20 protein-coding genes are annotated in these 21,385 nt (G+C 63.4%); 10 read left to right on the plus strand and 10 right to left on the minus strand.

Annotated elements, in window-relative coordinates; genetic code table 11:
- The first annotated feature begins 116 nt into the window (after nucleotides 1-116).
- Nucleotides 117-1,346: an ABC transporter substrate-binding protein gene (locus FIU28_RS22065; RefSeq protein WP_143575255.1), complete on the plus strand. Its 1,230-nt coding sequence runs from the start codon at nucleotides 117-119 to the stop codon at nucleotides 1,344-1,346.
- A gap of 181 nt (nucleotides 1,347-1,527) precedes the next feature.
- Nucleotides 1,528-2,766: an ABC transporter substrate-binding protein gene (locus FIU28_RS22070; protein ID WP_143575256.1), complete on the plus strand. Its 1,239-nt coding sequence runs from the start codon at nucleotides 1,528-1,530 to the stop codon at nucleotides 2,764-2,766.
- Between the two features lie 222 nt (nucleotides 2,767-2,988).
- On the opposite strand, the gene FIU28_RS22075 is transcribed toward FIU28_RS22070, so the two are convergent.
- Entirely contained in the window at nucleotides 2,989-3,492 is a 504-nt protein-coding gene (locus tag FIU28_RS22075) for a MarR family winged helix-turn-helix transcriptional regulator (protein ID WP_143575257.1), read from the minus strand.
- A gap of 178 nt (nucleotides 3,493-3,670) precedes the next feature.
- Here FIU28_RS22075 and FIU28_RS22080 point away from each other — a divergent pair, with 178 nt between their 5' ends.
- Genes FIU28_RS22080 through FIU28_RS22090 form a run of 3 tightly spaced genes read left to right on the plus strand, consistent with a single transcriptional unit; the run spans nucleotide 3,671 to nucleotide 7,217 of the window.
- Nucleotides 3,671-4,711, plus strand: a complete 1,041-nt coding sequence (locus FIU28_RS22080; protein ID WP_168204696.1) for a branched-chain amino acid ABC transporter permease — start codon at nucleotides 3,671-3,673, stop codon at nucleotides 4,709-4,711.
- 5 nt (nucleotides 4,712-4,716) lie between these two features.
- Nucleotides 4,717-6,489: a branched-chain amino acid ABC transporter ATP-binding protein/permease gene (locus FIU28_RS22085; protein WP_143575258.1), complete on the plus strand. Its 1,773-nt coding sequence runs from the start codon at nucleotides 4,717-4,719 to the stop codon at nucleotides 6,487-6,489.
- Nucleotides 6,486-7,217, plus strand: a complete 732-nt coding sequence (locus FIU28_RS22090) for an ABC transporter ATP-binding protein (protein WP_143575259.1) — start codon at nucleotides 6,486-6,488, stop codon at nucleotides 7,215-7,217. Before FIU28_RS22085 ends, FIU28_RS22090 begins: the two co-directional genes overlap by 4 nt.
- 159 nt (nucleotides 7,218-7,376) lie before the next feature.
- Here FIU28_RS22090 and FIU28_RS22095 read toward each other — a convergent pair whose 3' ends face one another.
- The 8 genes from FIU28_RS22095 to FIU28_RS22130 all read right to left on the minus strand — a co-directional run bounded on the left by FIU28_RS22095 (nucleotide 7,377) and on the right by FIU28_RS22130 (nucleotide 16,543).
- Nucleotides 7,377-8,522, minus strand: coding sequence for an ABC transporter substrate-binding protein (locus tag FIU28_RS22095; RefSeq protein ID WP_143575260.1), 1,146 nt, complete (start codon nucleotides 8,520-8,522; stop codon nucleotides 7,377-7,379).
- A 280-nt stretch (nucleotides 8,523-8,802) separates the two neighbouring features.
- Nucleotides 8,803-9,951 carry an ABC transporter substrate-binding protein gene (locus FIU28_RS22100; RefSeq protein WP_143575261.1) on the minus strand — a complete coding sequence of 383 codons (1,149 nt, stop codon included), beginning with the start codon at nucleotides 9,949-9,951 and terminating at the stop codon, nucleotides 8,803-8,805.
- Between the two features lie 109 nt (nucleotides 9,952-10,060).
- The gene (locus FIU28_RS22105; RefSeq protein WP_168203013.1) at nucleotides 10,061-11,944 is read right to left on the minus strand and encodes a feruloyl-CoA synthase; all 1,884 of its coding nucleotides are present in this window, start codon (nucleotides 11,942-11,944) and stop codon (nucleotides 10,061-10,063) included.
- A 38-nt stretch (nucleotides 11,945-11,982) separates the two neighbouring features.
- Complete coding sequence (locus FIU28_RS22110) at nucleotides 11,983-12,774, minus strand: crotonase/enoyl-CoA hydratase family protein (RefSeq protein ID WP_143575262.1); 792 nt, start codon at nucleotides 12,772-12,774, stop codon at nucleotides 11,983-11,985.
- Between the two features lie 231 nt (nucleotides 12,775-13,005).
- A complete protein-coding gene (locus FIU28_RS22115) occupies nucleotides 13,006-13,467 on the minus strand; it encodes a DUF3237 domain-containing protein (RefSeq protein ID WP_143575263.1) in 462 nt (153 codons plus the stop codon).
- On the minus strand, nucleotides 13,464-14,768 hold the full coding sequence (locus tag FIU28_RS22120) for a TRAP transporter large permease (protein ID WP_143576340.1): 1,305 nt from the start codon (nucleotides 14,766-14,768) through the stop codon (nucleotides 13,464-13,466). Before FIU28_RS22120 ends, FIU28_RS22115 begins: the two co-directional genes overlap by 4 nt.
- A 10-nt stretch (nucleotides 14,769-14,778) precedes the next feature.
- The gene (locus tag FIU28_RS22125) at nucleotides 14,779-15,273 is read right to left on the minus strand and encodes a TRAP transporter small permease (RefSeq protein ID WP_441351311.1); all 495 of its coding nucleotides are present in this window, start codon (nucleotides 15,271-15,273) and stop codon (nucleotides 14,779-14,781) included.
- Nucleotides 15,274-15,508: 235 nt separating this feature from the next.
- Entirely contained in the window at nucleotides 15,509-16,543 is a 1,035-nt protein-coding gene (locus FIU28_RS22130; protein ID WP_143575265.1) for a TRAP transporter substrate-binding protein, read from the minus strand.
- A 181-nt stretch (nucleotides 16,544-16,724) separates the two neighbouring features.
- Between FIU28_RS22130 and pobA the strand changes: the two genes are divergently transcribed.
- Complete coding sequence (gene pobA, locus FIU28_RS22135; RefSeq protein ID WP_143575266.1) at nucleotides 16,725-17,897, plus strand: 4-hydroxybenzoate 3-monooxygenase; 1,173 nt, start codon at nucleotides 16,725-16,727, stop codon at nucleotides 17,895-17,897.
- A gap of 206 nt (nucleotides 17,898-18,103) precedes the next feature.
- Nucleotides 18,104-18,523, plus strand: coding sequence for a PaaI family thioesterase (locus FIU28_RS22140; RefSeq protein ID WP_143575267.1), 420 nt, complete (start codon nucleotides 18,104-18,106; stop codon nucleotides 18,521-18,523).
- Here the strand turns inward: FIU28_RS22140 and FIU28_RS22145 are convergent.
- Nucleotides 18,520-19,425 (minus strand): LysR family transcriptional regulator, encoded by a 906-nt coding sequence (locus FIU28_RS22145; RefSeq protein WP_143575268.1) that lies wholly within the window; start codon nucleotides 19,423-19,425, stop codon nucleotides 18,520-18,522. The genes FIU28_RS22140 and FIU28_RS22145 overlap by 4 nt on opposite strands.
- Before the next feature lie 118 nt (nucleotides 19,426-19,543).
- On the opposite strand from FIU28_RS22145, the gene FIU28_RS22150 reads away from it, so the two are divergent.
- The 3 genes from FIU28_RS22150 (at nucleotide 19,544) to FIU28_RS22160 (ending at nucleotide 21,285) form a co-directional block, all read left to right on the plus strand.
- A complete protein-coding gene (locus tag FIU28_RS22150; RefSeq protein ID WP_143575269.1) occupies nucleotides 19,544-20,095 on the plus strand; it encodes a carboxymuconolactone decarboxylase family protein in 552 nt (183 codons plus the stop codon).
- An 81-nt stretch (nucleotides 20,096-20,176) separates the two neighbouring features.
- Nucleotides 20,177-20,788, plus strand: a complete 612-nt coding sequence (locus FIU28_RS22155; protein WP_143575270.1) for a pyridoxamine 5'-phosphate oxidase family protein — start codon at nucleotides 20,177-20,179, stop codon at nucleotides 20,786-20,788.
- A gap of 176 nt (nucleotides 20,789-20,964) precedes the next feature.
- Nucleotides 20,965-21,285: a YkgJ family cysteine cluster protein gene (locus tag FIU28_RS22160; protein ID WP_143575271.1), complete on the plus strand. Its 321-nt coding sequence runs from the start codon at nucleotides 20,965-20,967 to the stop codon at nucleotides 21,283-21,285.
- Nucleotides 21,286-21,385 lie beyond the last annotated feature (100 nt).

A 21,385-nucleotide genomic window follows, 5' to 3' on the forward strand; every position in this document is an offset into this window, starting at 1 on the left:
CGGCGTCGCGGGGGCTTTTTCTTGCTGAAGGCGCGCGACCGGTGTTCAATGGAAGCAGGGGTCGCAGAACTCCGGTCAAACGACACGACACAACGCTATCATCAGGGAGACATGGAATGCCCAAGTTGCATCTGCATCTGGCTACTCTGCCGGCTGCCTTCGCTTTGCTCGCCGCCGCGACGACGGGGGCGCTGGCGCAAAAGAAATACGATACCGGCGCCAGCGATACCGAAATCAAGATCGGCAACATCATGCCGTATAGCGGGCCGGCCTCGGCCTATGGCGTGATCGGCAAGACCGAAGAGGCCTACTTCAAGAAGATCAATGCCGAAGGCGGCATCAACGGCCGCAAGATCACCTTTATCTCCTACGATGACGCCTACAGCCCGCCGAAGACCGTCGAGCAGGCGCGCAAGCTGGTGGAACTGGACGAAGTGCTTGTCGTGTTCAATCCACTGGGAACGCCATCGAACTCGGCGATCCACAAATACATGAACGGCAAGAAGGTGCCGCAACTGTTCGTCGCCACCGGCGCTACCAAGTGGAACGATCCGAAGAACTTCCCGTGGACGATGGGCTGGCAGCCGAGCTACCAGTCCGAAACGCAGATCTTCGCAAAGTATCTTCTGAAGGAAAAGCCGGCCGCCAAGATCGCCGTGCTCTATCAGAATGACGATTACGGCAAGGACTATCTGAAAGGGCTGAAGGACGGCCTTGGCGCCAAGGCGTCGTCGATGATCATCATCGAGGAAAGCTATGAGACCTCGGAGCCGACCATCGACAGCCATATCGTCAAGCTGAAATCGCTGAACGCCGATGTCTTCGTTAACATCACCACGCCGAAATTCGCGGCGCAGGCGATCAAGAAGGCCGCCGAGATCGGCTGGAAGCCGCTGCACTATCTCAACAACGTCTCGGCGTCGGTCGGCAGCGTGATGAAGCCCGCCGGCTTCGAGAACGGTCAGGGCATCATCTCTGCCGCCTATCTGAAAGACGTGTCGGACCCGCAATGGGACAACGACCCCGGCATGAAGACCTTCCTGGCTTTCCTGGAGAAGGACTTTCCGGAAGGCAACAAGCTCGATGGCAGCGTGGTGGTCGGCTACGGCGCGGCCCAGACCCTGGTGCAGGTGCTGCGGCAATGCGGCGATAACCTCACCCGGGAGAATGTGATGAAGCAGGCGGCCAGCCTGAAGGACTTCCGCACCGAAATGCTGCTGCCCGGCATCAAGATCAATACCTCGGCCACCGACTTTGCGCCGGTCAGCCAGTTGCAGCTGATGCGCTTCAAGGGCGAGAAATGGGATCTGTTCGGCGAGATCATCAGTTCCGACGTCGGCGGCTGATGCTTCATTCCGTTTGACGGAACTTGACAGCAAACGGCCCTCCGCCATCCAGCGGAGGGCTTTTTGATTTGAGGCCATGCTGCGAACGCGATAGAACAGTTCGCAGATGCAAAAGCATCGAAGTTCAACCAAGAAGATGAGCCGCCGCCTCGCCGCTGCGGACTCACGGGAAGGAAACCGAATGTCTGCCCGTTACGCCCGGCTTATGCCGATGTCGGCCGCTGCCCTCATGTTGGCCATCGCTGGCCCCGCGCTTGCGCAGAAGAAATACGACACCGGCGCCTCTGACACCGAAATCAAGCTCGGCAACATCGTGCCCTATAGCGGCCCGGCTTCCGCCTATGGCGTCGTCGGCAAGGCGCAGTCCGCCTACTTCAAGATGATCAACGAACAGGGCGGCATCAACGGCCGCAAGATCAACTACATCTCCTATGACGACGCCTACAGCCCGCCTAAATCGGTTGAGCAGACCCGCAAGCTGGTCGAGAGCGACGAAGTGCTTCTGATGTTCAGCGCGCTGGGCACCGCATCCAACACCGCCATCCATAAATACCTCAACGGCAAGAAAGTGCCGCAGCTGTTTCTCGCCACCGGCGCCACCAAGTGGAACGACCCGAAGAACTTTCCGTGGACGATGGGCTGGCTGCCGAGCTACCAGAGCGAGGGCCGCATCTACGCCAAATATCTGATGAAGGAAAAGCCCGGCGCGAAAATCGCCGTGCTCTACCAGAACGATGATTTCGGCAAGGATTATCTGAAGGGCCTGAAGGATGGGCTCGGCGATAAGGCGTCCTCGATCGTGATCGAGGAAAGCTACGAGCTGACGGAACCGACGGTGGATTCCCACATCGTCAAGATCAAGTCGCTGAACCCCGACGTGGTGGTTTCCTTCGCGACGCCGAAATTCGCCGCGCAGAGCATCAAGAAGATCGCCGAGCTCGGCTGGAAGCCTTTCCAGATCGTGCCCAATGTCTCCGCCTCGATCGGCGCGGTGATGAAGCCCGCCGGCTACGAGAACGCGCAAGGCGTGATCTCCGCCGCCTACGCCAAGGACGCCACCGATCCGCAGTGGAAGGACGATTCGGGCATGAAGGCCTATCACGCCTTCCTCGACAAATACGCGCCAGACATCAACCGCGCCGATAGCTCGGCGATGACCGGCTACAACATCGCCGAAACCATGGTGATCCTGCTCAAGCAGTGTGGCGATGACCTTACCCGCGCCAATGTGATGAAGCAGGCCGCCAGCCTGAAGGGCATCCAGCAGACCGGCCTGCTGCCGGGCGTTCTGATCAAGACGAGCGACAAGGATTTCTCGCCGATCGAGCAGTTGCAACTGATGAAATTCGAGGGCGAGCGCTGGGTGCTGTTCGGCGACGTGCTCGACGGCGAAGTCGGCGGCGGCGCCACCGGCGGATAGTCTGGCTTCCCTCTCCCCCGCGTGCAGCGAAGCCGCGCGTGGTAGGAGGGCAATAAGAGAACGCGGTCATTTCGGGGCGCGAGCAGCGCGAACTGCGAGCGAACCCCAGCCACTCCAATTGGAGGGGCGGGGAATCTCGAAATGGGACGATGAACATTGCAAGGTTCCGGGTCTGCGCCAACCGGCTTCGCCGGCGGCCGCATCCCGGAACGACAGTGGGATTTAAAACTCCGCCGCGATCTTCGCCAGCATCGCCAGCAATGCTGCCTGGTCGCCCGGGCCGAGCAGTTCGATCAGCCGCGATTCATGGCGCGTCGCCACCAGCTTGCGGGCCCGCGTCAGCGTCGTCCGGCCCTTGTCGGTCAGCATCAGGACATGGGAGCGGCGATCGCTCGGCGAGCGCATCCGCGTCAAGAGGTCACGGCTTTCCAAGGCATCGAGCATCGCGACGAAGTTAGGCCGCAGGATCCCCAGCGTATTGGCAATTTCGGTCTGGTTGCGGCCGGGGTTGTTGTCGAGCAGCAGCAGCACCGAAAACTGCGCCGGGGTCAGTTGCAGCGGCGCCATGCAGCGCAGGAAGTCCTCGAACACCTTGAGCTGCGCGCGCTTCAGCGCATAGCCGAGCAGTTCGGACAGTTCACCCATCTGCAGCGGGGCGGGCTCCGACACCGGCTCGACCGGCAGCGGCTTCGCCTGCTCGCGCGTGTGGATTTTGGTCGCAGCCATGGTCGATTCCGCAATTGTATCCGGGAGCAGCCCCCGGCAAAGCTCGCAAGCCTTGAGGTTATGATCGATAATCGTTATAAACCATACTAAATATACGGCGGGTTTCAACTGCCGTTGCTGATCGTCGTGTGGCTGTGTAAACCGCGGCACACACGACACGGGTGGGGAGCGACCGGCCTTGAACACGACCATTTTGCTGTTCCTGTTGCAGGACGGCATAACCAACGGCGCGATTTACGCGCTGCTCGGCCTGGCGCTGGTGCTGGTGTTCGCAGTGACTCGGGTGATCCTGATCCCGCAGGGAGAGTTCATCACCTTTGGCGCGCTGACCTATGCCAGCCTGTCGGCCGGCCAGGTGCCGGGCACGATCCGGCTGGCGGTCGCGATGGGCGTGGTGGCGTTCGGCTTCGACCTCTTCACCGCCCGCAAATCGCTGCATGCAGCCCGCGTGCTGCGCAGCTTCGCCATCAATGTCGCGCTGCCGCTGGCCATCTGGGGCGCGACGCTGGCGCTGGCGGGCCACCAGGCCGGCGTCGCCGTCAACATCGCGCTGTCGCTCGCCATCGTCGCCGCGATCGGCCTGTATCTCTACCGCATCGCCTTTCAGCCGATCGCGCACGCCTCCGTGCTGGTGCTGCTGATCGCCTCAGTCGGCTGCCATCTCGCGCTGCAGGGCTTTGGCCTCGTCTTCTTCGGCGCCGAGGGCCAGCGCGCGCCGGCGCTTTCCAGCGCCGTGCTGACGCTCGGCCCGCTGCGTTTCACCGGGCAGAGCATCGCGGTCTATGCCATCACCATCGCTTTAATCGTCGGCCTCTGGCTGTTCTTCGGCTTCACGCTGTATGGCAAGGCGCTGCGCGCCACCGCGGTCAACCGGCTCGGTGCCCGTCTGGTCGGCATCCGCACCTCGCTCTCCGGCCAGATCGCCTTCCTGCTGGCCTCGGTGATCGGCGCGATCTCCGGCATCCTGATCATCCCGATCACCACGCTGTATTACGACACCGGATTCCTGATCGGCCTGAAAGGCTTCATCGCGGCGATCATCGGCGGTCTGGTCAGCTATCCTCTCACCGCAGTGGCGGCGATCGTGGTCGGTGTCGTCGAGGCGTTCTCGTCGTTCTATGCCAGCAACTTCAAGGAGGTCATCGTCTTCACGCTGATCCTGCCGGTGCTGGTGCTGCGCTCGCTGGCAGCACCCGCGGTCGAAGAAGAAAAGGATTGAGCGCAATGAACCAGCGTCTCCTTCCGATCCTGCTGTTCGCGGCCGTGATGGCAGTGATCCCGTTCATTCCCGGCATGCCGCCGTTCTGGATCGTGCTCCTGGACAATATCGGCCTGGCCGCGCTGGTGGCGATGGGGCTGGTGATCCTGACCGGCGTCGGCGGTCTCACCTCGTTCGGCCAGGCCGCGTTCTGCGGCTTCGGCGCCTACACCACGGCCGTGCTGACCACCACCTATGGCCTGTCGCCTTGGCTGACGCTGCCGCTGTCGCTGCTGGTCAGCGGCGGCGTCGCGGTGTTCCTCGGCCTGATCACCGTGCGGCTCTCCGGCCACTACCTGCCCCTCGGTACTATCGCCTGGGGCATCAGCCTGTTCTATTTGTTCAGCAAGCTGGAATTTCTCGGCCGCAACGACGGCATCTCCGGCATCCCGCCGCTGTCGATCGGCACGCTGAAGATGCTCGACCCCGGCACGATCTATTTCCCGATCTGGATCGCGGTGATCGTCTGCGCGCTGCTGTCGATGAACCTGCTGGACTCCCGCACCGGCCGCGCCATCCGCGCGCTGCGCCGCGGCCATGTCGCCGCCGAAGCTTTTGGCGTGCAGACGGCGCGTGCCAAGCTATTGGTCTTCATCTATGCCGCCGTCCTTGCCGGCCTGTCCGGCTGGCTCTACGCGCATTTCCAGCGCGCGGCCAATCCGACGCCGTTCGGACCGCAGGCCGGCATCGAATATCTGTTCATCGCCGTGGTCGGCGGCGCCGGCTATGTCTGGGGCGGCGTGCTGGGCGCCGCCATCGTCGTGATCCTCAAGGAAGCGCTGCAGAGCTACCTGCCGCTTTTGTTCGGCGGCAGCGGCCAGCTCGAGACCATCGTGTTCGGCATCCTGCTGGTCGCGCTGCTGCAATTCGCACCGACCGGGATGTGGCCATGGCTGACGTCGCTGTTGCCGTTCAAGGCTGCGCGCAAGCAGCCGGACATCGCGACGGAGCCGCCGCCGAAGCTGGCACTTGAGGCCGAAGCCGGCGTGCTGCTGCAGGTGGACAAAGCCCGCAAGGAGTTCGGCGGCGTGATCGCCGTCAACGACGTCTCGTTCGACGTGACGGCACGCGAGATCGTGGCGCTGATCGGCCCCAACGGCGCCGGCAAGAGCACGACCTTCAACCTCATCACCGGCGTGCTGACATCGACTTCCGGCGCCATTTCCGTGCGCGGCCGCAGCGTCGATGGCGCGCCGCCGCAGGACATCGTCCGGCGCGGCATCGCCCGCACCTTCCAGCACGTCAAGCTGGTGCCGGACATGACCGTGCTGGAAAATGTCGCGCTCGGCGCGCATCTGCGCGGCCGCAGCGGGGCGATCGCCAGCATGCTGCGGCTCGACCGCGCCGACGAAGCAAAACTGCTGGCCGAGGCCGCGCGACAGATCGCGCGCGTCGGGCTCGCCGACCAGATCGACCAGCTCGCAGGCTCGCTGTCGCTGGGCCAGCAGCGCATCGTCGAGATCGCCCGCGCGCTTTGCGTCGATCCGCAACTGCTGCTGCTCGACGAGCCCGCCGCCGGCCTGCGCCACATGGAGAAGCAGCAGCTCGCCGCCCTGCTCCGCACCCTGCGTGACGGCGGCATGTCGGTGCTGCTGGTCGAACACGACATGGGCTTCGTCATGGACCTCGCCGACCGCATCGTCGTGCTGGATTTCGGCACCAAGATCGCCGAAGGCACCCCGGCCGCGATCAAGTCCAATCCTGCCGTCATCAAGGCCTATCTCGGAGCGGTCGCATGAGTGTCTTGCTCTCCGTCACCGGGGCTCATGTCGCCTACGGCAAGGTCGAGGCCGTGCGCGCCGTCGATCTCGAAGTCCGCAGCGGCGAGATCGTCACCATCATCGGGGCCAACGGCGCCGGCAAGACCACGCTGCTCAACGCCGTGATGGGCATCCTGCCGCTCAAGGGCGGCGTGATGTTCGAGGGCGCAGACGTATCGACGCTCGATATCGAGGATCGCGTCGCCGCGGGGCTTTGCTTGGTGCCGGAACATCGCGAGCTGTTCGCCACCATGAATGTCGAAGACAATCTGCAGCTCGGCGCCTTCCGCATCGACAAGGTGACGGCGGCGCGGTCGTTCGAGCGCGTCTACAGCCTGTTTCCGCGATTGAAGGAACGCCGCAAACAGCTCGCCGGCACGCTATCCGGCGGCGAACAGCAGATGCTGGCGATGGGCCGCGCGCTGATGGGCGCGCCAAAACTCCTGATGCTGGACGAGCCGAGCCTCGGCCTCGCGCCGATTATCGTGGCTGATATTTTCCGCATCGTCGCCGAGTTGAAAGCCGCCGGCGTCGCCGTGCTGCTGGTCGAGCAGAACGCCCAGGCCGCGCTGAAGATCGCGGACCGCGCCTATGTGATGGAGCTCGGCGAGTTCATCCTGAATGGTGCTGCGAGCGATATCGCCAGCAACCAGCGCGTGGTCGCGAGCTATCTGGGATTTCAGCACGAAGGTGCCGGCGTGATTTGATGTGGTTTTCGTTCCGGGGCGCGAGCGCATCAGCGCGAGCGAACCTCAGCCGATCCAATTGGATCGGCGGGGAACCTCGACATGTTCAGCGCAAAACATCTCGGGATTCCGGGTTCGCGTTCAGCTATCGCCGCCCGCGCCCCGGAATGACAGTGAAAACTACTCCGCCGGAACGTACTTGCCGTTCTTGACGGTCAACAGCATGCGCGAGCGGTCATCGACGCCGTTGCGATCTTTCTCCGTGAAGTTGTAGACGCCCTGCGTCGCGGCCATTTCATTCTCGGACAGCAGTGCCTGGCGAATGGCCTCGCGGAATTCCGGCGTGCCGGGCTTGGCGGTCTTCAGCGCCAACGGAATCACGCGCTTCAGCAGCTCGAAGGCATCGTAAGCGTGACCGGCGAACTGGTTGCGGCTGTTGGCGCCGTACTTGGCTTCATAGGCGGCGTTGAGCACGAGGCCCGGCTTCTTGGTCAGCGCCGAATCCGGCTGGCATTCCGGATACATCACCGGGCCGGACGCCATCAGCACGCCCTCGGCGGACTTGCCGGCGATGCGGATGAAGTCGATCACGGCGGCGCCATGGGTCTGGTAGATCAGCCCCTTGTAGCCGCGGTCGCGCAGTTCGGATTGCGGCATCCCGGCGCCGGCGCCGGCCGCACCGACCAGAATCGCGTCGGGATTGGCGGAGATCAGCTTCAAGGCCTGGCCGGTGATCGAGGTGTCGGGGCGCGCGAAGCGCTCGTCATCGACGATCTTCATGCCCATCGCGCCGGTCTGCTCCTTGAAGTCGTTGAACCACAGGTCGCCATAGGAATCCGAGTAGCCGATATAGCCGAGCGTCTTCACGCCCTTGGCCTTCATGTGGTCGTACATGACCTTGCCGACGATCGCGACCGGCTGCGGCATGTCGACCGACCACTTTTCGCGCGCCGGCGTGAACGGCATCGGCGACAGACTGAAATGCGGAATGCCGGCTTCGTTGGCGACGGTGGACATCGCGATCGACGACGGCACGATCGAGGAGCCGATCATCACGTCGGCCTTGGATTCGGTGACAAAGCGGCGTGCATTGGTGGTGGCGGCGGCCGGGTCGCCACCATCGTCCAGCACGATCAGCTTCAAGGGCACGCCGCCGATTTCCTTGGGCACGAATTCCAGCACGTTGCGCTCCGGCACGCCGAGGGCCGCGGCGGGGCCGGTGGTGGACAGGCTGAGGCCGATGGTGATCTCGGGGGTCTGCGCCCAGGCGGGCGCGGCAACGGCCAGCGACGCCGCGAGGACGGCAGCGAGGTGAAGCTTGGACATGGGTTCTCTCCGTAAGCGCTGTCGCGCAGGTTGCAACTGCGGGACGACGCGCGCAGAGTCGAAAAGCCGGCCCTCTTGGCGAAGGCCGGCTCTTTTACTCGGTTATGCAGGGTGGGCAAAGGCGCTGTTGCGCCGTGCCCACCTTTTCATCCTGCCGGGGTGGCGGGCACATGGTGTTGGCGTAGCCCGGATGACAATCCGGGACCGGCCCCTCCCCATGACTGTGAGCCCCGGATTACGTCATCGCGCGGCGATGACTTCATCCGGGCTACAGACGGCGTTAGTTCGCCGGGACGTACTTGCCATCCTTCACCGTCAGCAGGATTCGGGCACGGTCGTCGAGGCCGTAGCGATCCTTTTCCGTGAAGTTGTAGACGCCCTGCGTCGCGGCTATTTCCTTCTCGGACAGCAGCGCCTGGCGGACGGCCTCGCGGAATTCCGGCGTGCCGGGCTTGGCGGTCTTCATGGCCACGGGGATGACGCGCTTCAGGATCTCGAAGGCGTCGTAGGAGTGCCCGGCGAACTGGCTGCGGCTGTTCGGGCCATACTTGGCCTCATAGGCCGTGTTCAACGCGAGGCCGGGCTTCTTGGTCAGCGCCGAATCCGGCTGGCCTTCCGGGTTCATCACCGGACCGGACGCCATCAGCACGCCCTCGGCGGCCTTGCCGGCGATGCGGATGAAGTCCATCGAGGCCGCGCCGTGGGTCTGGTAGATCAGGCCCTTGTAGCCCTTGTCGCGCAGCTCGGTCTGCGGCAGCGCCGCGGCGGTGCCGGAGGCGCCGACCAGGATGGCATCGGGATTGGCGGCGAGCAGCTTCAGCACCTGGCCGGTCACCGACGTATCCGGTCGCGCGAAGCGTTCTTCGGCAACGATGTTGATGCCCATCGGCACGGCCTGGTTCTTCAGGTCGCCGAACCACAAATCGCCGTAGCTGTCGGAATAGCCGATATAGCCGAGGGTCTTCACGCCCTTGGATTTCATATGGTCGTACATCACCTTGCCGACGATCGGCACCGGCTGCGGCATTGCGACCGACCATTTGGCGCGCTCCGGCGTGATCGGCAGCGGCGACAGCGCGAAGTGCGGAATGCCGGCCTCGTTGGCGACATTCGACACCGCGATGCTGGTCGGCGTCACGGCCGAGCCCATGATGATGTCGACCTTGGACTCCGTGACGAAGCGCCGCGCATTGGTGGTCGCCGCGGTCGGATCGCCGCCGTCATCGAGCACGATCACCTTCAGCGCCGTGCCGCCGATTTCCTTCGGCACGAATTCCAGCGCGTTGCGCTCGGGAATGCCGAGGGCGGCCGCGGGGCCGGTGGTGGAGGTGGTGAAGCCGATGGTGACCTCGGCGGTCTGCGCCAGTGCAGATCCCGCGAAGGCCAGCGAGGCGGCCACAGCCGCAATCGCCAAACGATGTCTGGTCATTGAACTCTCTCCCTGATGGTCTTGTTTTTGTGGCGGTGTTTTAAGGTAGTTCGAACGTCCGAGCAGCCCCTTCTTTAGGTCAGCATGACGGTAAAGTCAGCTACCCCCGTCAAATAGTAATCGCCTTCGCTTCCTCAGTCCCCGCATAGATCGCCTCGATCAGCGCGGCGCGATGCTCCAGCACGGCGCGCTGGTTCACCGAGCCCTTGTCGGTGACTTCACCGCGGTCGATCGACAGCGGCGTGTCGAGCAGCACGGCACGGGAAATCCGGGTCGAAGAGCCCGTGGCGCCGGCTAGAAACATGATCAGCCGGTCACGGAAGGCATCGCGGATCAGCGGATCAGCAGAAGCAGCGGCCAGGTCGTTGAGCGGCAGCGTCGGGTTGATCAGCCGGCAGCCGTCGAGATCGAGGATCACCAGCGCGGACAATTCGTCGCGGTTGATGCCGGCGATGACGACATCGCGGACCAGAGGCGCGCAGGTGCCGATGAAACGCGCGCGCAGCGGGCCGACGCTGACCCAGGTTCCGGAACCCAGCTTGAAATCCTCCGACAGCCGGCCGTCGAAATCAAAGCCCTTGCTGAAATCGTCGATATCGACCGGCTTCAGCGCGTCGCCGAAGATGTAGTAGCCCTCCTCGTCGAACGCCTTCGCCGTCAGATCCGGCTGGCGCCAGTAGCCCGGCGTGATGTTCGGGCCGCGGGCGCGGACTTCCAGCTTGCCGTTGTTCGGCACCAGCTTGGCGTCGTTGCCGGGCACCGGCAGGCCAACATGGCCGGACCGGCTGGTCGCGGGGGTCACCGACATAAAGAACGGCGCGGTCTCGGTGGCGCCGAGCCCGGTCAGCATCGGCACCCGCGTGCCGGTGGTCCGCACCGAGAGATCGTCCAGGCTGTCCCAGACGTGCGGCGACAGGCCCGCACCGCTGAAGAACATCGCATGCAGGCGGCCAAAGAATTTTTCGCGCAATGCGTCGTCGTCGCGCAGATAGGGCAGCAGCGTCTCGTAGCCCTTGGGGACGTTGAAATATACCGTCGGCGAAATCTCGCGAAGGTTGCGGACAGTCGCGTCGATGCCGGACGGCGTCGGCTTGCCCTCGTCGAGATACATCGAGCCGCCGTTGACCAGCGTCAGGCCGATGTTGTGATTGCCGCCGAAGGTGTGATTCCACGGCAGCCAGTCGATGATCACCGGCGGCTCGTCTTTCAGGAAGGCCAGCGTATCGCGCAGCATGATCTGATTGGCGCACAGCATGCGCTGGGTGTTGATGACCGCCTTGGGATTGCCGGTCGAGCCCGAGGTGAGCAGGAATTTGGCGATCGTATCGGGACCGATGGCGTCATGCGCGGCGTCCAGACCGGCGGCCTCCGGCGTCGCGAGGAGATCGCTGAGCATGGTGACGGGGCGGTCCGGCAACGCGCCGCGCGAGACGACGATTTCGGTATCGGCAGGCACGTTGAGGCGGATCGCATCAGCAAAGGCATCGGCATCATCGACATAGACCAGGCCGGGCGTCAGCAGCCCGATGACATATTTGAGCTTGCCGAAATCCTTCGAGACCAGCGAATAGGCCGGCGACACCGGCGCATAGGGAATTCCGGCATACAGCGCGCCGAAGGCGATCAGCGCGTGATCGACCGAATTGCCGGACAGCACCAGGATCGGCCTGTCCGGCGACAGTCCGCGCGCCAGCAGCGCCGAGGCGATGCGACGGGCGGCGTCGAGCATCTGGGCGTAGCTGACTTCACGCCAGCTGCCATTCTCGGCGCGCTCCGCCATGAACACGCGCTCCGGCGCCTCGGCGGCCCAGTGGGTCAGATAGTCCGTGATGCGGTCGGGGTATTCGCCGATCGGCGTCACCGGGCGCAGGTAGATGGTGCCGTCGTGGTGACGCTCGATGGTGACGGTGGGATCGCCGAACGAGATCGGGCGCAGCGGATGCGCGGTTTCCGCCCGTTTGGTCTGATCGCCTTTTGCGGCTGTTGCAGACATGTTGTTTCGACCCTGTTTATTATTGTTTCGAAGAACGATCAGCCGGGCTGCACTTTTCCTGTCTTGCGATCGAGGAAGTCGCGGATCCGGTTCTTGGCCTCCTGGTCGCTCTGCGCCACGCTGGCCATCAGCGCTTCCAGCATCAGCCCGGTCTGCGGGCTGGCCTCGGCGATCAGCGGCAGCGCCTGCAGCACCGCGAAATTGGTCATCGGCGCATTCTGCGCGACGCGCTCGGCGAGTTCGATCGCCTTGGCCAGTGCGCCGCCGGCGTCGGTAAGATACTGCGAGAAACCGAGCGGCACGCCCTCGGTGGCATTGTACACCCGACCGGTCAGCATCATGTCCGCCATCCGCGCGACACCGACCAGCCGCGGCAGCCGCACCGACCCGCCGCCGCCGACAAAGATGCCACGGCTGCCTTCCGGCAGCGCGTAATAGGCGGAGGGATCGGCGACCCGGATATGGCAGGCGCAGGCGAGCTCCAGCCCGCCACCGATCACCGCGCCCTGCAGGGCAGCAATCACCGGCACGCGGGCGCGCTCGATGCCGTCGAACACGCGGTGCCACATCCGCGAATGCATCAGCCCGGCGGTCGCGTCGCGTTCCGACAATTCGGAGAGGTCGAGGCCGGCCGAGAAATGCGCGCCGACGCCGTGGATCACCACCGCGCCGATCGCCTCCGGCAGCGTCGCGAAGGTGCGCTCGAGTTCGAGAATGATGCCATCGTTCAGCGCATTGCGCTTCGCCGGCCGGTTGAGGCCGATGGTCAGCACCCGTCCGCTGGTGTTCAGCGCGAGCAAGGACGGGGTGATGGAAGCAGCGTCGGCCATGAAAAGCGATCCTGGTGATAATAGTTATAGGATATAACTAAATTGAGGGGAGTCAATCTTGTGATGCGGCGTCTTCCTTCTCCCCTTGTGGGAGAAGGTGGCGCGGACGAAGTCCGCGTCGGATGAGGGGTTACCAAGCTCGGCGCCCGTGGCTACCCCTCACCCGTGCGCGCTAACGCGCGGCCACCCTCTCCCACAAGAGGTGAGGGAAGGACCCCGCGCCACGGTGCCTTACAGCACCTGATGCACGTCGAGTTCGACGCGGTCCGGATGCCGCGCGCCGACGCCGATGAACAGGTTGTGCATCAGCCAGCGGTACTTCGCAGCTCCGGTCTCGAATTTCGGCACCGAGCGAAAATAGATCAGCGCCGGGTCCACTGCCTCGCCCTTCGCAATGCGGTCGAGCGCCTCCTTCGGGCCAAAGCGGATGCCGATGTTCTCGATGTAGATCACCGCACCGTCGTCCAGCTCGAAGGCGTATTTGGCTTCCAGCTCGGTAAAACCGTCCGGGCGGATGATCTGGAAATCCGCGCCGGCCGGATAAATCGTCCCGTGCATGCCCTCCCCGATCACCTCGCCGCCAAGGATCGGAATGATGCGCCGCAGGCCGTGGCCGAAATCGCCGGCGACGATCGGCGCACCCACGTGGATCGCGAGGGTGAAGACGTATTTCGTCTGCAGCTGCGGGGTCATCCGATCATCCGTGTCGGCAGCCAGGTGGCGATCAGCGGGAACAGGATCAGCAGCACCAGCCGGATCAGATCGGTGACCACGAAGGGCAGCACCCCCTTGAAGATGGTCGACATGCTGACGTCCTTGATCACGCTCTTGATGACGAACACGTTCATGCCGACCGGCGGATGGATCAAACCAAGCTCGACCGTCATGACGATGACGATGCCGAACCAGATCGGATCGAAGCCGAGCGCCATCACCACCGGAAACACGATCGGCACGGTGAGGATCACCATCGCCATCGCGTCCATCAGGCAGCCCAGCACCAGATACATGAGCAGGATCAGTGCCAGCACGCCGTAGCGGCCGATGCCGAGGCTGGTGAGGAATTCGGTGACGTGCTGAGGCGTCTGGGTGATGGTTAGGAAATAGCCGAAGCACAGCGCGCCGATCAGCACGGTGAACACCGCTGCCGCCGTCCGCGTCGCCTGCAGCAGCGATTGCAGGATACCTTCGCGATTCAGCTTGCCGCGCAGCACACCGATCAGGAACGCACCGACGGCGCCGACCGCGCCGGCTTCGGTGGGAATGAAGAAGCCGCCATAAAGCCCCCCGATCACGAAGACGAACAGCAGCAGCGGCGACCACACGTCGCGAATCGCCAGCGCGCGCTCATGCCACGAGGACTTGGGCCCGGCCGGCAAAAAGTCCGGCTTCACCACGCCGATGACGGCGATGGTGATCATGTGCATCACGATCGCCAGCAGGCCGGGGATAATGCCGGCGATGAACAGCTTGCCGATGTCCTGCTGGGTGATGATGCCGTAGACCGCCAGCACCGTGGACGGCGGCAGCATCGCGCCGAGCGTGCCGCCGACCGCGATCACGCCGGTGGCGAAACTCTGCGGATAGTTGAAGCGCCGCATTTCCGGATAGGCCACCGCGGAAAACGTCGCCGCGGTCGCGACCGAGGAGCCGGAGATCGCGGCAAAGCCGCCGCAGGCCGCGATGGTGGCAATGCCGAGCCCGCCCTTCCAGTGGCCGACGAAGGTGTTGGCGGCACGGAACAGTTCGCGACTGATGCCGGACACCGACACGAAAGCGCCCATCAAGAGGAACATCGGGATCACGCCGAAGGAATAATCCGTCACCGTGCGCATCGTGGTCTGGCCGATCAGCTTCAGCGCCGGCGCGAAACCCGTGAGATAGCCGAAGCCGGTGATTCCCACGAGCCCCATCGCCATACCGACCGGCACGCGCAGCAGCATCAGGACGAACAAGGTGACGAACCCGATCAGCGCGACCGCTTCATTGCTCAAATCCATGCGATCACTCTGCGGTCTTGATTTTTGAATCGTGGATCTCTTCCGGATGGAAGATCAGCCGGTAGGTGCGAAACCCGATCAGCAACACGGCGGCGCCGTCGCCGATCCATGACACCAGGAAGAACGGCCATACCGGCAGTTGCAGGTCCATCGTCACGAGGTTGCTGTTGTAGGTGTCGACGACCTTGTCGAACAGCGTATAGGTCTGCACGGCGACGACGAACAGCAGCACCAGCGTTGCAAACACGTCGATCCAGCGCTGATATTTCGGCGTCGCGTTGGCCCATATCAGATCGACGGTGATGTGCGAGCCGCGGTAGGAGGTCGCAGCGATGCCCCAAAAAATCAGGATGCCGAGCATGAACTGGCCGACATTGTAGTAATCGGGAATCGTCACAGCAAAGAACTTGCGCATCACCACCGCGATGAAGGTGTTGAGCGCAACGATGCCGACGAACAATGCCGCGATCCACTCGATCGAGTCGATGAAGCGGTCCATCACGTTCTTGCGCGGCGGATCGGGCGGCCCGGTGATGACGCCGTCGGAAGTGATTTCGGGAGAAGTCATGAGGTTTCCAGAGAGTGTCATTCCAGGGCGGAAGCAGCGTCAACCGCGACCGAACCTCAGCCATTCCAATTGGAATGGCGGGGAATCTCGAATTGTTCAGAACAGATCGAGGTTCCGGGTTCGCACTCGGCTCACGCCATGTGCGCCCCGGAACGACAGTTTGTTGCTACAACCCCGCATCAAACTTCTTCAGCGCGGCCTTCAGCTCGGCATCGATCGCCTCGGCGTCGCCGCCGGCTTTCTTCACAGCAGCGGCCCAGCTGGTGCGCAGCGGCTCGACGCCCTTTTTCCATTCGGCGAGCTGTTCCGGCGTCAGCTTGTAGACCTCATGGCCTTCCAGCGCCTTCATCTTCTCGCGGCCATTGGCCTCGAAATCGACCCAGGGATCGGTGACCTTGGAGGCCCATTCCGGCGTGCAATGGTCGTCGATAATCTTCTTCTGTCCGGCCGACATCGCGTTGTATTTGGCGAGATTGATGTTGTAGGTGAACACCGTCGTGTAGAGTGGCGTGTCGATGTGATATTTGACGACCTTGTCGATGCCGAACAGGAAGATCGACCCCCACGGGAACGCGATCTCATCGGCAACGCCGCGCTCGATCGCGTCGCGGGATTCCGGCGCCGAGGCCTGCACATTGGTGCCGCCGAACAGTTTCACCATTTCGCCGATCGTGCTCTGCGCCGGGCGCACCTTCACGCCGTTCAGATCGCCGGGCACCACGATCTTCTTCTTGCCGTGCAGCGAGCCTGGATCATGGATAAAGGCGAAGCACAGCTTGGTGTCCTTCATCTCGGTTTGTGCGTATTTCCGGTACCACTCGTTGAGTGCCAGCGTGCCCTTCTTGCCGTCGGCGAAGACGAACGGGATCTGCCCCGCACTGATGATCGGGAAGCGGCCGGGCTGGTAGCCGGGATTGACATAGGTGATGTCGGCAATGCCGTCGCGCGCCATGTCGTAGTGGTCGAACGCCTTGCCGAGCTGCTCGGAGGGAAACACCGACATCTTGATGCTGCCGCCGGAGGCCTTCTCGATGTCGGCCGCCCAGGCCTGCGTCGCCGGCACCAGCGGATGCGCCGGCGGCACCCATAGCGAGACCTTCATGGTGACGGTCTTGTCCTGCGCCGCCGCAGGATTTATCGCCGGCGGCATCGCCGAAACCACGCACGCAGCCGCCAGCCCTGCGAAAATTGCTTTCCTCATCGAGGTCGCTCCCTGTGTCCTGCGAACCCGTCCTCTTGGACGTGATCACCAAGCCTTGATCGGCTCTTTGCGTATATTGTTATTTAATATAACCATTATTGCAAGCCGGGTTTGCAGGGCGCGCGTCTGATTTAACGACCAGCCGCTCCCGGTTCAGATCGAGACAATACGGGAGTCACCCTTGCGAACCAAAGTAGCCATCATCGGCGCCGGCCCGGCCGGCATGCTGCTCGGACAGCTTCTGCATTCCTACGGCATCGACAATATCATCCTGGAGCGCAAGGATCGCGACTATGTGCTGGCCCGGATTCGCGCCGGGGTACTCGAGCAGGGCACGGTCGGCCTGCTGGAGAAGCTCGGAATCACCGAGCGGCTGCACCGTGAGGGCCTGATCCATGACGGGATCGAACTGTTGTTCGGCGGCGTCCGCCACCGCATCGACCTCAAACAGGCCTCGGGCGGTCAGATCGTCACGGTTTACGGCCAGACCGAGGTGACGCGCGACCTGATGGACGCCCGCGTGAAAGCAGGCCTCTCCACCATCTACGACGCGGACAATGTCAGCCTGCACGATTTTGATGGCGACAGCCCACGGGTGCGCTACGTCAAGGACGGCGTCAGCCATGAGATTTCGTGTGACTTCATCGCCGGCTGCGACGGCTTCCACGGCGCGTCGCGCCAGAGCGTGCCGGCAGGCGCGGTGAAGACGTTCGAGCGGGTCTATCCGTTCGGCTGGCTCGGTCTCTTGTCGGACACGCCGCCGGTGTCGCCGGAACTGATCTACACCAACCACGAACGCGGCTTCGCGCTGTGTTCGATGCGCTCGCCGACGCGCAGCCGTCATTACGTCCAATGCGCGCTGGACGAAAAGGTCGAGGACTGGTCCGACGACCGGTTCTGGGACGAATTGCGAGCCCGGCTCGATCCGGAGGCCGCGGAGGCGCTGGTCACCGGGCCTTCGATCGAGAAGAGCATCGCGCCGCTGCGCAGCTTCGTGGCCGAGCCGATGCGGTTCGGAAAACTGTTCCTCGCCGGTGACGCCGCGCACATCGTGCCGCCGACCGGCGCCAAGGGCCTGAACCTTGCCGCCTCCGACGTGCACTATCTGTCGCAGGCGCTGCGCGAGTTCTACGACGAGAAATCTTCCGCGGGGATCGACGGCTACTCGGCGCGGGCCCTGATGCGGGTGTGGAAGGCGGTGCGGTTCTCGTGGTGGATGACCTCGATGATGCACCGTTTCCCCGACGCGGACGGCTTCGGTGGCAAGATCCAGCAGGCGGAGCTCGACTACGTCGTGCATTCGCAGGCCGCGACCGCGTCTCTGGCGGAAAATTACGTCGGCCTGCCTTACTAAGGATCCGTCATTGCGAGCGGTGCGAAGCAATCCAGCCATGCCGCTAGCTCGGCAAGCAAAGACTGGATTGCTTCGTCGCGAGTGCTCCTCGCAATTATAAACGCGCGCAACCTGTTTGAAATCCCGTTTTAAACTTTGTTGTTCTGTCATCGCTGACAACGTTACGCTCTTATGGAGGCACCCCTCTCCATCGCGAGTATCATTACATGACTTTCCCCGACATCCCCGACGGCTTTGCACGCCACGACCGGTCGAGCCCGCTCACTGAACCATGGGAGCCGATCTGGTCGAAACGCACCGACCGGGCGGTGATCATCGGGTTGCGGCTCGCCACGCCGCACACCAACTCCCGGGGGCTGGCCCATGGCGGGTTGATTTCCTCACTTGCCGACAACGCCATGGGCTTGAGCTGCGGTCACATGCTGGGCGGCGGCACGCGGCTGCTCACCGCCAGCCTTACCGTCGACTTCGTCGGCTCTGCGAAAATCGGGCAATGGCTGCAGATCGCGCCCGAGGTGATCAAGACCGGCCGCAGACTGTGCTTCGCACAGTGTCTTGTCACAGCCGATAGCACAGTCTGCGCCCGCGCCAGCGCAACCTTCAGCGTGGTGCAGACAAGCGACTAACGGGCCGCACCTGCAAAATTCCAGTCAGCAATCTCCGCCGCCAGGTCGATGAAGGCACGCACCTTGGCCGACAGCAGCCGCGAGGTGGGATAGACGATGTGGATCGGCATCGCCGGCAACTCATGGTCTGCCAGCACGATCCTGAGCCGTCCCGCCGCGACGGCGTCGGCCGCCTGATAGGCCAGCACCCAGGTCAGGCCGCCAACGTGCTCGGCGTGCCAGATCGCGGGGTCCGCGATATTGGTAATGAAATGCGGCGCATGGCTGATGCGAATTTCCTCTCCACCATCGATGAATCGCCACTCCGTCACGCCGCCCATCCCGCCGAAGTGAATCGTGTCGTGCGCGGCGATGTCGTGCGGCGTTTTCGGTTCACCGCGACGTGCGAGATAAGCCGGCGATGCCACCACGATACGCCGCATGCTGCCGATGCTGCGCGCAACAAGACTGGAGTCGGCGAGATGTCCGATGCGGATCGCGGCATCGACGCCGTCCTCCACTAGGTTGATGACACGATCCGACAGTCGCAACTCGCCCGATACTTCGGGGTAGCGTTGCAGAAAGCTGGACATCAGCGGCGTCACATGGAGCCGGCCGAAGCCGACCGGCGCCGACACCACCAGTCGTCCGCTTGGCTGCGTGCGCTCGGCCTGCGCGGAACCTTCGGCCTCCTCGACATCCGCCAGAATCCGGCGCGCACGCTCGAGGTAGCGCGCGCCGACGTCGGTGAGCGTCACCGAGCGGGTGGTCCGCTGCAACAGCCGGGCGCCGACCCGCTCTTCGAGAGCGGCAATCAGCCGCGTGACATTGGAGGCCGACAGCCCCATTTTTCGTGCGGCAGGCGCAAAGCCCCGGAGATCGGCAACCGCGACAAAGGCGGTCATGGCATCGATACGGTCCATGTGACTATTTCATAATATGAAATAATGTAGTGTCAATTTGAATAATTGTTTCTCTTATTGGGAGATTGCATCTTAGGCGCACCGGAGAGCGACGCTCCCCCAGCCTAAAGGAAAGCAAATGTCCCGTATCGCCACTCCCGTCTCCATCGAAACATCGCCGGCCGCTTCGCAGCCTTTGCTGCAGGCGGTCAACAAGCAACTCGGCCTGGTGCCCAACCTGTTCCGTCTGGTGGGCACCAGCCCGGCCGCACTGGAAGGCTATCTCGGCCTCAATGGCGCGCTGGGAAAGGGCAAGCTCGATGCCCGGACCCGCGAGCGCATCGCTTTGGCCGTCGCTGAAATCAACGGTTGCAGCTATTGCCTGTCGGCTCATTCGTATCTCGGCAAGAACCTGGCGAAACTGTCGGACAGCGAAATCTCCGCCAACCGTGCCGGCGGTTCGGAAGATCCCAAGGCCAATGCAGCGGTGCGCTTCGCGGTTCGGATCGTGACCGAGCGTGGCCATGTCTCGGATGACGATCTCGCCTCGGTCCGACAGGCCGGCTATGACGACGCGCAACTGCTCGAGATCGTTCTGCACGTCGCACTGAACACGCTGACAAACTACGTCAACGAAGTTGCGAAGACCGAGATCGACTTTCCGGTGGTGACCGTCGCTGCCGCAGCCTGAAACGACGACCGCGCGACGCATCGCCAGCGATGGCAATGCGTCGCAGCAGACATGACGTGACAGCGACGAAGGAGTGTTCCCATGTCAGAGCCACAGGCGTTCAACAGCGACGTCGCCTTTACGCCCACCGTCAAGACGATCCAGTCGCGCAAGGGCTCACGTGCAGCCTATGCCCGCGTCGAGCAAAACGGTGGCTGGCGCAGCGAAGTCGACGATCACCTCACGGTCTTCCTCGCCGAGGCCGACAGCCTGTTCCTGGCCACCGCCAGCGCCGACGGCCAGCCGTACATGCAGCATCGCGGCGGGCCGAAGGGCTTCGTCAAAATTCTCGACAAGCACACGCTGGGTTTTGCGGACTACAGCGGCAATCGGCAATACATCACGCAAGGTAATCTCGCGGAGAATACGAAGGCCCACATCTTCATCATGGACTACGCGCATCGCCGCCGCGTCAAGCTGTGGGGCACCGCAAGGGTGGTCGAGGACGATCCGGCGCTGCTCGCTTCGCTGATGCCGGCCGGCTACAAGGCGCGGCCCGAACAGGTGATCCTGTTCAGCATCAGTGCCTGGGACACCAACTGCCCGCAGCACATCCCGCAGAAATTCGACGCGGGTGATGTGGCCGCGGCATTGGCGGGGCGGGATGCCCGGATTGCCGAGTTGGAAGCGGAACTGGCCAAGTTGAAGAGGTGAGATTGCTGAAGAGGTGAGATTGTCGTTCCGGGGCGCGAGCGCATCAGCGCGAGCGAACCCGGAACCTCGATATGCTTTGAACATTTCGGGATTCCCGGTTCGCGGTCGGCTCGCGCCGCCCGCGCCCCGGAATGACAGCTCTATCGGCAGGAATGCGTCCGCGCTAAACAGCCGCGATGGAAGCTCCCACGCCCGACGACACCAATCCGTGCCAGCCCTGCGGCGCCTGCTGTTCCTATTCCAGCAACTGGCCGCGCTTTACCACCGAGGACGACGCAGAGCTCGATCTCATCCCGGCGAAGTTCGTCAACGACCGGCTGTCGGGCATGCGCTGCGAGGGCGACCGCTGCTCGGCGCTGACCGGAAAAGTGGGCACGCATACCGCCTGCGGGATCTATGCGATCCGGCCGGAAGTGTGCCGGACCTGCCTGCCCGGCGATCCCGAATGCAACATGGCAAGGCGCCGGCATGGAATGCCCGCATTGCCGCCGGGTTGACGCGGCTCGCTCGCGTATCCCGATGCCATTTTGCACACCCGGATACTTCTAAAAAATTCCGTTAAGCTCGTTAGTTAAATGAACGCCGCGAGTAAGGTCA

This window comes from Tardiphaga sp. vice154 (assembly GCF_007018645.1).
Lineage (GTDB): Bacteria > Pseudomonadota > Alphaproteobacteria > Rhizobiales > Xanthobacteraceae > Tardiphaga.